General features: G+C 71.1%; 11 protein-coding genes. 2 read left to right on the forward strand and 9 right to left on the reverse strand.

Features of this window, described 5'->3' with window-relative positions; translation table 11 throughout:
- Nucleotides 1-25: 25 nt before the first annotated feature.
- The 4 genes from ACWDZ6_RS11090 to ACWDZ6_RS11105 all read right to left on the reverse strand — a co-directional run bounded on the left by ACWDZ6_RS11090 (nucleotide 26) and on the right by ACWDZ6_RS11105 (nucleotide 3,913).
- Entirely contained in the window at nucleotides 26-1,498 is a 1,473-nt protein-coding gene (locus tag ACWDZ6_RS11090; RefSeq protein ID WP_451502622.1) for a GntP family permease, read from the reverse strand.
- Between the two features lie 109 nt (nucleotides 1,499-1,607).
- Nucleotides 1,608-2,018, reverse strand: coding sequence for a RidA family protein (locus ACWDZ6_RS11095; RefSeq protein WP_451502623.1), 411 nt, complete (start codon nucleotides 2,016-2,018; stop codon nucleotides 1,608-1,610).
- Nucleotides 2,019-2,081: 63 nt separating this feature from the next.
- The gene (locus tag ACWDZ6_RS11100) at nucleotides 2,082-2,831 is read right to left on the reverse strand and encodes an IclR family transcriptional regulator (RefSeq protein ID WP_451502624.1); all 750 of its coding nucleotides are present in this window, start codon (nucleotides 2,829-2,831) and stop codon (nucleotides 2,082-2,084) included.
- Nucleotides 2,828-3,913, reverse strand: a complete 1,086-nt coding sequence (locus tag ACWDZ6_RS11105; protein ID WP_451502693.1) for a sugar kinase — start codon at nucleotides 3,911-3,913, stop codon at nucleotides 2,828-2,830. Before ACWDZ6_RS11105 ends, ACWDZ6_RS11100 begins: the two co-directional genes overlap by 4 nt.
- A 205-nt stretch (nucleotides 3,914-4,118) precedes the next feature.
- On the opposite strand from ACWDZ6_RS11105, the gene ACWDZ6_RS11110 reads away from it, so the two are divergent.
- Nucleotides 4,119-5,441, forward strand: coding sequence for an amino acid deaminase (locus ACWDZ6_RS11110; protein WP_451502625.1), 1,323 nt, complete (start codon nucleotides 4,119-4,121; stop codon nucleotides 5,439-5,441).
- Nucleotides 5,442-5,452: 11 nt separating this feature from the next.
- The gene (locus ACWDZ6_RS11115) at nucleotides 5,453-7,069 is read left to right on the forward strand and encodes an N-acyl-D-amino-acid deacylase family protein (protein WP_451502626.1); all 1,617 of its coding nucleotides are present in this window, start codon (nucleotides 5,453-5,455) and stop codon (nucleotides 7,067-7,069) included.
- Here the strand turns inward: ACWDZ6_RS11115 and ACWDZ6_RS11120 are convergent.
- The 5 genes from ACWDZ6_RS11120 to ACWDZ6_RS11140 all read right to left on the reverse strand — a co-directional run bounded on the left by ACWDZ6_RS11120 (nucleotide 7,066) and on the right by ACWDZ6_RS11140 (nucleotide 12,210).
- Nucleotides 7,066-7,695 (reverse strand): alpha-ketoglutarate-dependent dioxygenase AlkB, encoded by a 630-nt coding sequence (locus ACWDZ6_RS11120; RefSeq protein ID WP_366734372.1) that lies wholly within the window; start codon nucleotides 7,693-7,695, stop codon nucleotides 7,066-7,068. The genes ACWDZ6_RS11115 and ACWDZ6_RS11120 overlap by 4 nt on opposite strands.
- Before the next feature lie 123 nt (nucleotides 7,696-7,818).
- A complete protein-coding gene (locus tag ACWDZ6_RS11125) occupies nucleotides 7,819-8,682 on the reverse strand; it encodes a S1 family peptidase (RefSeq protein ID WP_451502627.1) in 864 nt (287 codons plus the stop codon).
- Nucleotides 8,683-9,389: 707 nt separating this feature from the next.
- Nucleotides 9,390-10,529, reverse strand: a complete 1,140-nt coding sequence (locus ACWDZ6_RS11130; RefSeq protein ID WP_451502628.1) for a GNAT family N-acetyltransferase — start codon at nucleotides 10,527-10,529, stop codon at nucleotides 9,390-9,392.
- Nucleotides 10,529-10,822 (reverse strand): hypothetical protein, encoded by a 294-nt coding sequence (locus ACWDZ6_RS11135; RefSeq protein ID WP_451502629.1) that lies wholly within the window; start codon nucleotides 10,820-10,822, stop codon nucleotides 10,529-10,531. The genes ACWDZ6_RS11130 and ACWDZ6_RS11135 overlap by 1 nt, the downstream gene beginning before the upstream one ends.
- Before the next feature lie 176 nt (nucleotides 10,823-10,998).
- On the reverse strand, nucleotides 10,999-12,210 hold the full coding sequence (locus ACWDZ6_RS11140; protein WP_451502630.1) for a glycosyltransferase family 4 protein: 1,212 nt from the start codon (nucleotides 12,208-12,210) through the stop codon (nucleotides 10,999-11,001).
- Between the last annotated feature and the right edge of the window lie 639 nt (nucleotides 12,211-12,849).

The raw sequence follows: 12,849 nt of genomic DNA on the forward strand, positions 1-12,849 counted from the left end.
CGGGGCACCCCTTCACATCCGCTGGCTAGACGGCCAGACTCAGCGCCGCCGCCACCGCGAAGCCCGCGACCGACAGCACCGACTCCAGCACCGTCCACGACTTGAGCGTGTCGCGCTCGGTGATGCCGAAGTACTTCGAGACGATCCAGAAGCCGCCGTCATTGACATGCGAGGCGAAGATCGAACCGGCCGAGATCGCCATGATGACCAGCGCCAGGAAGGCCTGCGAGTGGTGGCCGTTCTCGACCAACGGCAGCACGATGCCCGCCGTGGTGACGATCGCGACCGTCGCCGAGCCCTGCGCCACGCGCAGCACCAGCGAGATCAGATAGGCGAGGACGACGACCGGCAGCCCGATGCCGTTGAAGGTGTCGGAGAGCGCCTGCGCGACACCACTCGCCTTCAGTACGGCTCCGAAGACGCCGCCCGCGCCGACGACGAGCAGGATGTTGCCGACCGGCTTGAGCGACGAAGTCGACACGGACTCCAGGGACTTGCGGGACCAGCCGCGCCGGAAACCCAGCAGGTAGTACGCCAGGAGCAGCGCGATCGTCAGGGCGACGAAGGGGTTGCCGAAGAACTCGACGACCGAGCGCAGCGTTGAGGGGTCCAGCGCTATGGAGGAGAACGTGGCGGCGAGGATCAGGACCAGCGGCGTACCGATGATGGCCAGGACCGTGCCGAGACCGACCGGGCGCTCCCGCGGCGTGCGGCCCGCGGCGGTCTGCTCTGCGAGCACCGCGGCCTTGGATTCCTCCGCGGCCTCCAGCATGTCCTGCGGGACCCCGACGAACAGGCGCTTTCCGATCCAGGCGGCGTAGCCCCAGGCGGCGAGGACCGCGGGGAGGCCGACGACGATGCCCATCAGGATGACCCAGCCCAGCGAGACATGGAGCAGGCCCGCGGCGGCGACCGGGCCGGGGTGCGGCGGCAGGAAGGCGTGGGTCATCGACAGACCGGCCAGCAGCGGCATCGCGTACAACAGGATGGACCTGCCGGAGCGCTTCGCGGCGGCGTACACGATCGGCGCGAGGACGAAGATGCCGACGTCGAAGAAGACCGGGATACCGAAGATCAGGCCGGTGAGGCCCATGGCGAGCGGGGCGCGCCGCTCGCCGAAGAGGTTCAGCAGGCGCGAGCTCAACACCTCGGCGCCGCCCGACACTTCGAGAATCGCGCCGAGCATGGTGCCCAGACCGATGATGATCGCTACGTGTCCGAGGATGCCGCCCATGCCGGATTCGATGACCGACACGGCGGCCGACTTCTGGACGGTGCCGAAGAGTTCGGTGACGGAAAGGCCGGCGGCCAGGCCGACGGTTATCGAGACGGCGAGCAGTGCGACGAACGGCTGCAGCCTGACCTTGATGATCAGGAAGAGAAGGAGTGCGATACCGAGGGCGGCGACGGTCAGCAGACCGGCGGTGCCGTCGATGAGCAGGAGCAGACCGCCCGTGTGGGGTGGGGTCTCTGGTGGCGCGTCAGCGGCGAGCAGCATGGCGGGGACCTCGTTGTTCGGGGATTTTGGGCGTGGGGGATCACGGCACGGCACTCGGGGGGAGAGCGCCGCGCCGTGAAGAGCGGAGTAGTGCGAGATCAGCCGAAGGTCAGCCGAGGACTGCCAGGGCGTCGATCTCGATGAGCAGGCCCTTGGGCAGGCCGACGTACACGGTCGTACGGGCGGAGGCGGGCTCCTTGAGGCCCTGCTCCTCGAAGTACGCGTTGTAGATCTCGTTCATCTCGGCGAAGTGGGCCACGTCCGTGAGGTAGACGCGGGTCATCATCACGTCGTCCCAGCTCGCGCCGCCCTCTTCGAGCACAGCCTTGACGTTGGCCAGCGTCTGGAGAGTCTGCTCGCGCAGCGTGGGGCCCGCGGGCGTCGGAGGCCGGCCCTCGACGGCGGGCAGGAAGCCGACCTGGCCCGCGACCTGGAGGATGTTGCCCTTGCGGACGCCGTGGGAGAACCTCGCGGGCGGTGCGGTGTGGGTGCTCGGGGTGATCGCGGTCTTGTCCGTCATGGGCATGCCTTCTTCTGAGGGGTGTGCGACCGGCAGGGTCGGAGGGTGCCTTTCCACCGGCGGCTAGGGGCTGACGCTGCCTGAGTACTCCCTGCTGATGGCGTCGGCGGTGCGGCGCACCAGTGGGAGGAGGGTGAGGAGTTCCTCGGCGGTGACGACGACATTCGGCGCGGAGACCGACATGGCGGCGACGACCCGGCCGTCCGCACCGCGGATCGGGGCACCGATGCAATTGATGGACTCCTCGTGGCCGCCGAGGTCGGTGGCCCAGCCCTGTTCGCGCACCGCGGCGAGCTCCTTGAGGAACGCGACGTGGTTCGGGATCGAACGGGAGGTGTACATGGGGTAGTCGAGCTTCTCGGCGAGTGCACGCCGCTCGGCCTCGGGGAGGTCGGCGAGCAGCAGCTTGGCGACGGCCGCGACAGTGATGGCGACGGGCTTGCCGATCCGGGAGTACATCCGGACCGGATAGCGGCTCTCCACCTTGTCGATGTAGAGAACCTCGCTCTCCTCGTACACCGCGAGGTGGATGGTGTGCCCGATCTGCTCGTTGAGCGCGACGAGGTGGGGGTGGGCGATCTCGCGTACGTCGAGGTTCTCGACGGCTTGCTGCGCGAGCGCGAACAGGCGGGCGCCGAGGCGGTAGCGCTGGTCCTGCTGGCGGTAGACGAGTCCGTGTTCATGGAGCGTACGGAGCAGCCGCAGCGCCGTGGACTTGTGTACGCCGAGGCGTTCCGCGACCTGTCCGAGGTCGGCGGGTCCCTCGGCGAGCAACGGAAGGATGCTCAGCGCGCGGTCGACTGTCTGGCTCATACGGTACGTACCTCCACCTGGTCCTGCGGGTCCTGCGCGGGGCCCGCGGTCCACCCGGGGCCGAGTCGCAGTGTGCCCCAGGCGCGGGCGCCGAGTGCGGCGAGCCGGTCGGCGTGTGCGCGCTCGGGCGGCGCGGCGAGGTCTGTGGCGACGGTGAGGGTGGCGGCCGCCATGAGATGCCCGTGCCGCAGCCGGGCCCGGGCGGACAGGCCGCGCAGGGTGGCGGAGAGAAACCCGGCGGCGAAGGCGTCTCCGGCGCCGACGGGTGCGACGACGTCGACACTGAGGGCGGGCACGAAGGTCACCGTGTCGCGGGTGGGTCCACTGCGGACGTACGCCGTCGCCCCCTGCGCGCCCTGCTTCACGACCAGCGCCTCCGGCTCCGGCAGCGCCGCACGGATCGCCGGCGCACCGCGCAGGCCCCACGCCGCCTCCGCCTCGTCCTCGCCGACGAACACGATGTCCGCGCCCCGCGCCAGTTGCAGGAGCACCCGCGGGTCCTCGGCTTCGCGCCACAGGTTCACGCGGTAGTTCACGTCGAACGAGACGAGCGGGCGGCCCGGCCTACGTGTCGTCAGCTCGCGTATCAGGGCGAGGCAGTTGGCCGAGAGCGCCGCCGTGATCCCGGACAGATGCAGGATCCGTCCGGACCACAGGTCGTCGTACGGCATCGTCGCCGGGGACATGGCGGACGCCGCCGAACCGGCCCGGTAGTACAGGACCTCGGCGTGGTCCCGCTCCTCGCGCCGTGAACCCGGCAGCGAACCCGGCAGCGAACCCGGCCGTGGAACCGGCTGCGAGCCTGACTGCGAACCCGTCGCGCGCTCGCCCGCCGTGCGGAAGTAGATCCCCGTCGGGCGGTGCGCATCCCGCTGCACCGCCGAGGTGTCGACGCCGTACGACGCGATCGCCGCGACCAGATGCTCACCGAAGCCGTCCGCGCCGACCCGCCCGACCCACTTCGCGCTGTGTCCGGACGCCGCCAGAGCGCACGCCACGTTGGACTCGGCCCCCCCGATGCCGCGCACGAACGACGGCACAGCGGCGAGGCGCCCCGGCCGCGTCGGCAGGAACGTGACCATGGACTCGCCAAGACAGACGGCGTCGACGGATCCGGGCACGGTCGCGGTCACAGTCGCTCAGGCTCCTCGCTGGTCGGCCGCCGGACACCATTGACCCGGCGTGGCTCGGATGTTAGACAGCGATAAGCGAAGTACGCAATGGGTGTTGCAGGGAATGCAACGCGCAGAATGTACGCACTGCACGGCAATCTCCCGAGGAGGCCCCATGGCTGCCCGCGCCACCGATGCTGCCGAGACCGACGACACCGCGGCCGGACGACTCGAGCGGCTCGCCGACGAGCCGGTCGACCACCGCTTCAAGTCCCTCCCCCCGGACGCCGAGACCGCGGGCCTGACCGTCGGCGCCCTGGCGGCCGAGCGCCGCAACCTCTTCACCGGCGGCTTCACCACCCCCGTACTCGCCCTGTCCGCCGAGTCCGTCGAGCACAACCTCGCCCTCCTCGAGACCTACTCCGAGCGCCACGGCCTCGTCTTCGCCCCGCACGGCAAGACCTCCATGTCACCGCAGCTCTTCGCCCGCCAGCTGGAGTACGGCGCCTGGGGTATCACCGCCGCCGTCCCGCACCAGGTCCGCGTCTACCGCGCCTATGGGATCCGGCGCATCTTCCTCGCCAACGAGGTGGTCGACGCGGCCGCCCTGCGCTGGCTCGCGCAGGAGCTGGACACCGACCCCGGCTTCCGCTTCATCTGTTACGTCGACTCCGTACGCGGAGTCGAGCTGATGGACGCGGCCCTCGGCGAGGTGGGCGCGTCCCGCCCGCTCGACGTCGTCGTCGAACTCGGCGCCGGCGAAGGTGCCCGGACCGGAGCCCGTACGGAAGCCGACTGCGCGGCCGTCGCCGACGCGGTGGCCGCCGCCCCGACCCTCCGCCTCGTCGGCGTCGCCGGTTACGAGGGCGAGGTCCCGCAGGCCGACGGCGACCGCGTCCACGCCTGGCTGCGCCGCCTCACCGCCCTGGCCGCCGACTTCGACAAAGCCGGCCGCTTCGCCGCCACCGACGAGATCGTCGTCAGCGCGGGCGGCAGCGCCTGGTTCGACGCGGTCGCGGAGGTCTTCGCCGACATCCCCGAACTCTCCCTTCCCGTACTGAAGTTGCTGCGTTCCGGCGCGTATGTCTCGCACGACGACGGCCACTACCGCCACCTCACCCCCTTCAACCGCATCCCGCAGGAGGGCGCCCTCCAGCCGGCCTTCCGCCTCTGGGCCCAGGTCGTCTCCCGCCCCTCCCCCGACCAGGCGTTCGTCAACGCGGGCAAGCGCGACGCGGCATACGACCTCGATCTCCCCGAGGCCCAGGTCGTCCGCGACGGCCGCACCGGTGAGATCCGCCCGGCGCACGGCATCACGATCAGCGGGCTGTCCGACCAGCACGGCTGGGTCCGGACGACCGCGGAGGCCGAGCTCGAGGTCGGCGACTGGGTCGGCATGGGCCTGTCCCACCCGTGCACGAGCTTCGACAAGTGGCAGCTGATCCCGCTGGTCGAGGCCGACGGCACGGTCACCGACTACATCCGCACCTTCTTCTGAGAGGGCGGGCCATGGACCTCGTCATCCGCGACGTACGCGTCATCGACGGCTCCGGCGGACCCTCGTACCGCGCCGATGTCGGCCTGGACGGCGGCCGTATCGCCGCCGTGCGCCGTGAGGGCGATCCCGCCCTGCCCGGGAACCGCACTCTGGACGCGCACGGCCTCGCCCTGTCCCCCGGCTTCATCGACATGCACGCGCACAGCGATCTCGCGCTGCTCCGCGACCCCGCGCACGAGGCCAAGGCCGCACAGGGCGTCACCCTCGAAGTGCTCGGCCAGGACGGCCTGTCGTACGCGCCGGTGGACGACCCGACCCTCGCCGAGGTCCGCAGGGCGATCACCGGCTGGAACGGCGGTGCGCCCGGGGACACAACCATCGACTTCGACTGGCGTACCGTCGGCGAATACCTCGACCGGCTCGACCGGCAGGGCATCGCCGTCAACGCCGCGTACCTCGTCCCGCAGGGCACGGTCCGGATGTACGCGATGGGCTGGGACGACCGTCCCGCGACCCCCGCCGAGCTCGCCCGGATGAAGCAGCTCGTGGCCGAAGGTCTCGAACAGGGCGCGGTCGGTATGTCCTCGGGCCTCACCTACACCCCGGGCATGTACGCGGGCGACGCCGAACTCACCGAGCTCTGCCGGGTGGTGGCGCACTACGGCGGCTACTACTGCCCGCACCACCGCTCGTACGGAGCCGGGGCTCTCCAGGCGTACGAGGAGATGGTCTCCCTCACCCGCGACGCCGGCTGCGCCCTTCATCTCGCCCACGCCACCATGAACTTCGGCGTGAACAAGGGCAGGGCTCCCGATCTGCTCGCGCTGCTCGACGACGCGCTGGCCGCCGGCGCGGACATCAGCCTCGACACGTACCCGTACACCCCCGGCTGCACCACGCTCGCCGCGATGCTCCCGAGCTGGGCCGGCGAGGGCGGCCCGGACGCGGTCCTGGCGCGCCTGCGTGACGACTCCACCGCCGAGAAGATCCGCCACCATATGGAGGAGATCGGCGCGGACGGCTGCCACGGCGTACCCATCGAGTGGGACACCATCGAGATCTCGGGCGTGAGCGACCCGGGGCTCGCGAGCTGCGTCGGCAGGACGATCGCGCAGTCGGCGGCCCGGCGCGGCGAGGCCCCGTGGGTCACCGCCCGCCGGCTGCTCATCGACGACCGGCTCGGCTCGACGATCCTCCAGCACGTCGGCCACGAGGAGAACGTCCGGCAGATCATGCGCCACCGGGTGCACACGGGCGGCAGCGACGGCATCCTCCAGGGCGACAAGCCGCACCCGCGCGCGTACGGCACGTTCCCGCACTATCTCGGCCGCTACGCGAGAGAGCTGGGCGTCCTCGGCCTGGAGGAGACGGTGGCCCACCTCACCTCCCGCCCGGCGGCCCGCCTGCGCCTGCCGGACCGCGGCCTGGTCCGCGAGGGATACCGCGCGGACCTGGTCCTCTTCGACCCGGACACGGTCGCGGCGGGCTCGACCTTCGAGTCCCCGCGTACGCTGCCGACCGGTATCCCGTATGTGCTGATCGACGGCAGGTTCGTGATCGAGGACGGCCGGCGTACGGACGTGCTGGCCGGCCGCTCGGTCCGCCGAACGGACCGCCGCCCCGGCTAGTGCACGCCCCGCGTCCTGAACTGGATGCTGATGCGGGGCCCCACCGAACGCGCCGTCTTCGGCACCGCATGCTCCCAGGTCCGCTGGCAGGAGCCGCCCATCACGATGAGGTCGCCGTGCCCGAGCGGCCTGCGCACCGGGAGCCGGCCGCCGCCCCTGGGCCGCAGCACCAGATCGCGCGGGGCACCGACGGAGACGATCGCGACCATGGTGTCCTCCCGGGATGCCCGCCCTGCCGTGTCACCGTGCCAGGCCACGCTGTCCCGGCCGTCGCGGTAGTAGCAGAGTCCGGCCGTGACGAAGGGCTCGCCGAGCTCATCGGCGTAGTGGGCGGAGAGGGCGGCGCGAGCCTCGTCCAGGACCGGGTGCGGCAGTGCGTCGTCCTCCCGGTAGTGGGCGAGCAGCCGCGGCACCGTCACCACCTGCTCGTACATCTGGCGCCGCTCGGCCCGCCACGGCACACCGGACGCCAGCTCCTCGAACAGCGCGTCCGCCCCGCCGAGCCATCCCGGCAGGACGTCGATCCACGCCCCGTCCCCGAGCACGGTCCGCCGTATGTCCTTCAGCGGACCGAGACGGATCTCGTCGGTCTGGTCGAAGAGCGAACCCTGGAGGTGTGCTGCCATACCTCCAGGGTACCTCGATATTCGAACATACGAACGGATGGCCAGGCGCGGGAGCCTCCCGCCCCCGGGACCCCGGCCCGAGGTCCGGGCGTGACCCCGGGCCGGGTCACGGCACCGTGGGCGTTACGGCTTCGGCAGCGCGCAGCCCGGCCGCCCCAGATCGATCTTGTTGTCGAGGCCGACACACGGCACGATCCCGTAGGTCTCCTGCCCGTAGTTGATGCCTTCGCGCACCGTCACGTTCCCGTTCTCGTCCACCTCGCACGGGTTGTTGTCGGTGCAGCGCTGACCGTCCTCATTGCCGGTGTTGTTCACCGCGACGACCTTGCCGGTGGCGTTGTCGACGACGGGCGAGCCGGACGTACCGCCGATGGTCTTGCAGCTGGAGGTGTAGCGGACCGAGTCCTTCCAGGTCCACTCACCTTCCTTGAGGCGGTACGCGAAGCCGTCGATGCTGCAGCTGTAGATCCGCTTCCAGTACCCGGATACGACCTTGATGGCGGTGCCCTGCACCGGGTGCGCGGCGTTGATCTCGAGCGCCTTGATGCCGTAGCTGCTCTGGATCTGGGCGTAGGTGCGGGTGAGTTGGTACAGCGAGATGTCGGTGTCCGTCATCGTCGCGTATGCGATCTTGCTGGCGCGCAGCGTGGCGACTCTGCTGCCCGCGGAGTTGAGAAGGCCGAAAGTACGGCTCGACGGCTGATCGACAATGACCTCGCCGGCGGCCGGGAAGCCGCTCTCGATGCAATGCCCGTTGGAGAGTACGAGGGCGGGGTCGTCGGGCTCCGATGCGGGCATCCGCACCACCGATCCGGAACAGTTGCTGAGCGCCACCGTCCCGGCGAAGTCGACTGCTTTGACGTCGGCTTGGGGTGCGGTGGAGTTGGCGGCCGGTGCCGCGTCGGCGGTGGTGACCGCGATCGCGGGTGCCGCGCCCGTCCCGAGGAGTGCCAGGGCGAGGAGCGCGCCGACGAGAGGCTTGTTCATGTGGGGGTCCCCTCTTGCGACTTCAGTGACCGAAGGGTCTTCGGTTTGTCATGCGCATTGTTGGCGCATTCGTGTCGGTCGACAAGGTACGGAATCCGGTCAGGCGAGCGCGGGACCCGCGGGCTCCGCAACCGTTCTGACAGGCAGTCACGCCCGCGATCGGCACCGACGGCAGCGGAGCGGACGCCACGTGTCGCCTCGACCCTCCTCGCGGACTGTTTTCCGTATCATCACGATCACCACCGCACCTCGAGCAAAACACCCCACTTTGCACCCTGTTGTCGGCACGAACCTCACCGACACGCGCGCCAGGGTCGAAAAACCGTTCCTGCTGTCCCCCCGTTCCGCACCCTCGCAGTGACTTCGCCCGCGGGCGCGCGTTTGCCGCTTATGGCAAGGACTACCGCGCCTGCTCGATGGCAGCGCGTCCAGACGCTCTCAGCCCCGGATCCGACGAGTCCGCCCGCCGGCACCAGCCCGATCTACGAAGAGCTCGAGCGGGAGTGGGCAGCGGCCGGCCGCACCCTGCCGGGCCGGCCCGACATCGAGTGGACCCGCCTCGCTCACTATCCGCCCCGGCCGACGGGCGAAACCGACGCCCGCCCCGGGCCACCGACGCAGCGCAGGGGCTGGCTCCACGACCCGCATCCGGCCTGACAACGCCAACGATCACGGGCGCACAGCCCGGGCGACGCTGCCGGGCCGCGCTAGGCCGCCCGCCAGTCGTTCAGGCGCCCACGCCACCCGCGCGCGCCGCGGAGCCGTGTCTTCACGGCCCCCGCCCCGCTCTCGCGCCTCTCCGCCTGCGCGGCGCGCAGCCGGAGAACGGGCTCCAGACCGGACCCGGCCAGCAGCAGCCGCTGGTTGATGACGGCCCGCGGACGCCAGTGGCTCTTGTACGCCTCGTCCCCCCGCAGCAGGCTCAGAACCCGCCGGCCCGTGCGCGCGGCGAGCTCCGCGTCGTGCCGCAGCAGCATTGTCGCCACATCGACCTTCTTCTCCCGCAGCCCCGGGTGCGCGCCGTGCAGATAGCCGCCCGTCAGATACCCCGACTGCAGCGCCACATTGGCCGCGACCACCTCGCCGTCCAGCCGGAACTCGGTCAGCGAGGCCTCGCCGTCCCGCACCATTCGCTGCGTCGCCCGCGCCAGATGCTCCGCAAAGCGCGGCTTGAGGTGTTCCACGGTCACCCCCCGTCCCCGCCACTGGAGTTCGTGCAGCCGCAGCAGATGGTCGACGGCCGCGGGCACCTCGTGCTCGGGCACCGCGTAGTTCTCGATCTTCAGCGCGTCGATCTCGCGCAGCTCGGCCTGAAGGCGCAGCGCCCGGCCGGCCGGCAGCCGCTTGACGAGCTCCTCGACCGGAGCGGCGGGGAGTTCCAGACAGACCGAGTCCGTGAGCCGTCGGCGCGCACCCGTCCACGCCTCGTACAGCCGCTCGGCCGCCGCCCCGGGCCGTACCTCGCGCAGCTCGATCACCGCGTGCCGGGCGGCGCGGTACAGCCCCCGCTCCAGCGCCGTGACCGCGATCTCCGTGTGCTCGTCGTCCACGAGGATGTCGCCGAAGTCGGAGATCGGGCCTCCCATCGGCACGAGCAGCGGCAGCGGACGGTGTACGAGCATCAGGGGCGCGGCCGCGATCAGACGTCCGCCACGGCGTACGAGGACGACACGGAGCCGGTCGCCACTGCCGTACGAGAGCCACCAGGAGAGGAGCCAGGCGTGGCTCTGGAAGGGCGTGGCCGTGGCGCACCGGCGCTGCAGCGCCTCCCACTCCGGCCGGAGTCCGGCGAAGTCGCGGGGATCGCGGCACAGCCTTACGGAGAGGACCGTTCGCTCCCCGGCCATCACACCAGCTCCCGCTCGCCGACGGGTACGGGCACGGCCGGCGGTGTCCCCCGGGAGAAGCCGGGGGCCGCACCGGGCTGAACGTCCGCGTCGGACACGGCGACGACATGGCTGACGGCCGCGTACTGAGGTGCCGCGAACACGCCGCAGACGACTGCGCAGACCGTGCCGAGGAGTACGCAGGCAGGCAGCGCCCACCAGTTGGGCGGTGGGGTGATCCTCGCGAGGAGTGCGCCGATTCGTCGCGACAACGATCCGGGGACAGCGGGCTCCTGCTGGGGCGAGTCGGTCATCGGCTTGCTCTCTCGGTCGAGGGGGTGGTGTCCGGGGCAGACCTGGCCGACGGGGAGAGGGCGCGCCGACGGGTGCGCGGCGCCGGCCCGACCGCTGCGTGCCGCGCGAACGCAATTCCACGCCCGGGCAGTTGGGGCACGAACACCCCAACGAAGCGCCGGCGCGCTCCTCGTGGTCATCGCTGGGTGCGCCTCCTCGTCGTGTGTCGAGCCGGGCCCAGCAGTTCCTGACGCGGAGGCAGGTGGTGCAGCAGTTCCCGGTAGAGGCGGGAGACCGCCGCGGCGGTCTCCCGCACGTCGTGTGTCGCCCGTGCGTGGGTCCGGGCCTGGCGGCCGAGGGACTGCCGTAGTTCCGGCCCGGTGAGCAGCGTGGTGAGCGCCGCCGCGAGGGCGGGCGGGTTTTGGGGCGGCACGAGTCCGAAAGCTTCGTGGCCTGGCGGCAAACTCTCCCTGGCCCCGCTGACGTCTGACAGCACGACCGGCAGGCCGGAGGCCATCGCCTCCAGCGGGGCGAGCGCCATGCCCTCCCAGCGAGAGGGGAGCACGGCCACGTCCGCCGCCCGGAACCATGGCCTGGTGTCCCGGCACTCCCCGGCGAACACCACGCCCGGCGGGGCGAGCCGGGTCAGCGCCTCGCGGTCGGGCCCGTCCCCGACCAGCACCAGATGGGCATCGGTCACGGCCGCGCTCACCTGCGGCCAGGCTCGCAGCAGAATGTCCTGGCCCTTCTGCCGGCAGAGCCGGCCGACGCAGACCACCAGGGGCGCGGCGGCCGGGATGTGGTCCAGCTGCGGTAGAGCGGCCCGCGCGGACGCGCCGCTCACCGTGTCCTCGGGGCTGAAGTGGCTCAGGTCGATGCCGTTGCGGATGACGGCCCAGCGGGCGGCGATTCCGGCCTGCTCCCCGGCACTTCGCTCGGCCTCGCTGACGCACAGGGTCCGGGTGGCCCAACGGGTCCCGTACCGCTCCCACTTCAGCGCCAGTCCGGCGGCGCGCCCTTCCAGTGCGTCGAAGGACCAGGCATGCGGCTGGAAGACGGTCGGCACACGTCCGCGTACGGCGAGCCGCGCGGCGAGCCCGGCCCTGGCGCTGTGCGCGTGCACGAGATGGGGGCTGCTGCGGCGGATGAGCCTGGCTGCGGCCAGGACTTCGCCGGCCAGCGGGAGGCCCGGGGCCCCTACGGCGGACCAGGTGTGCACCCGGGCGCCGGCCGCCGCGGCGTCCGACGCGAGCGTCCCGCCGGGAGGGCAGGCCAGGACAGTGAGAAGGCCTTCGGCGACCTGCGCCCTGAGGAGGTCGGTGACGAGGCGTGCGACTCCCCCGTCCACCGGCTGGACCAGGTGAAAAACTGTCAGTTGGTTCTTCTCACTCCGACTTCTCTGCGGCACGGGCGGCTCTCTTCGTACGCGGACTTCAGACCTGGATCGGGCGAGCGGCGGCGCCGTGAAAATCAGCAGCGAGAATCTGCCGGCACAAAGAGAACGCGTTGCGGTTCCCGCCCCGTACGCGTGCCGAGTCGCTTGAACAGCCGGCGCTTCGCGGGGCGAAGCCCGGCGACTTCGCCATGACTGGCTCTCCATGTTCGTTAAACGCAACAAAGCAGGAGTGCACTTTGTCAGAAGGTCAGTGGGAAATCACGTCGGACTCGCCGGTACCGAAATGCTGGATCCAGAGGTTTCTCCTTCGGTCAGACGTCGTGACCGATGCCGACCGCGGCGAGAAACGCGGCCGCGGAAAGGATCCGAAGAGAGGAAGCGTTCAAAGGCTGCCGCGATCATTCTCGGCTCCGTGATGACGACGGGAGCGGCCGGAACGGGCCACCCGCGGCAGCGCGTTCGGGAGGGTGCGACCGTCGGCGGTCGCCGTTTTTAGGCTGTGTGCCCGGCCCGGAACAGCAACCAGGGTGGGGGGGCCCGGGGGGGGGGGGGGGGGGGGCGGGGGGGTGGGGGGGGGGGGGGGGGGGGGGGGTGGGGGGGATTTTTTAAAATTTGGGGGTTATTTGGGTGGTGGGGGGGTGAATTAAAAAT

The sequence above is a fragment of the Streptomyces sp. NPDC002926 genome (assembly GCF_053591755.1).

Bases quoted from the DNA above. Each gene is read 5' to 3' on its own strand.
- ACWDZ6_RS11090 (WP_451502622.1), bottom strand. From the start codon at position 1,498: ATGCTGCTCGCCGCTGACGCGCCACCAGAGACCCCACCCCACACGGGC.
- ACWDZ6_RS11095 (WP_451502623.1), bottom strand. From the start codon at position 2,018: ATGACGGACAAGACCGCGATCACCCCGAGCACCCACACCGCACCGCCC.
- ACWDZ6_RS11100 (WP_451502624.1), bottom strand. From the start codon at position 2,831: ATGAGCCAGACAGTCGACCGCGCGCTGAGCATCCTTCCGTTGCTCGCC.
- ACWDZ6_RS11105 (WP_451502693.1), bottom strand. From the start codon at position 3,913: ATGGTCACGTTCCTGCCGACGCGGCCGGGGCGCCTCGCCGCTGTGCCG.
- ACWDZ6_RS11110 (WP_451502625.1), top strand. From the start codon at position 4,119: ATGGCTGCCCGCGCCACCGATGCTGCCGAGACCGACGACACCGCGGCC.
- ACWDZ6_RS11115 (WP_451502626.1), top strand. From the start codon at position 5,453: ATGGACCTCGTCATCCGCGACGTACGCGTCATCGACGGCTCCGGCGGA.
- ACWDZ6_RS11120 (WP_366734372.1), bottom strand. From the start codon at position 7,695: ATGGCAGCACACCTCCAGGGTTCGCTCTTCGACCAGACCGACGAGATC.
- ACWDZ6_RS11125 (WP_451502627.1), bottom strand. From the start codon at position 8,682: ATGAACAAGCCTCTCGTCGGCGCGCTCCTCGCCCTGGCACTCCTCGGG.
- ACWDZ6_RS11130 (WP_451502628.1), bottom strand. From the start codon at position 10,529: ATGGCCGGGGAGCGAACGGTCCTCTCCGTAAGGCTGTGCCGCGATCCC.
- ACWDZ6_RS11135 (WP_451502629.1), bottom strand. From the start codon at position 10,822: ATGACCGACTCGCCCCAGCAGGAGCCCGCTGTCCCCGGATCGTTGTCG.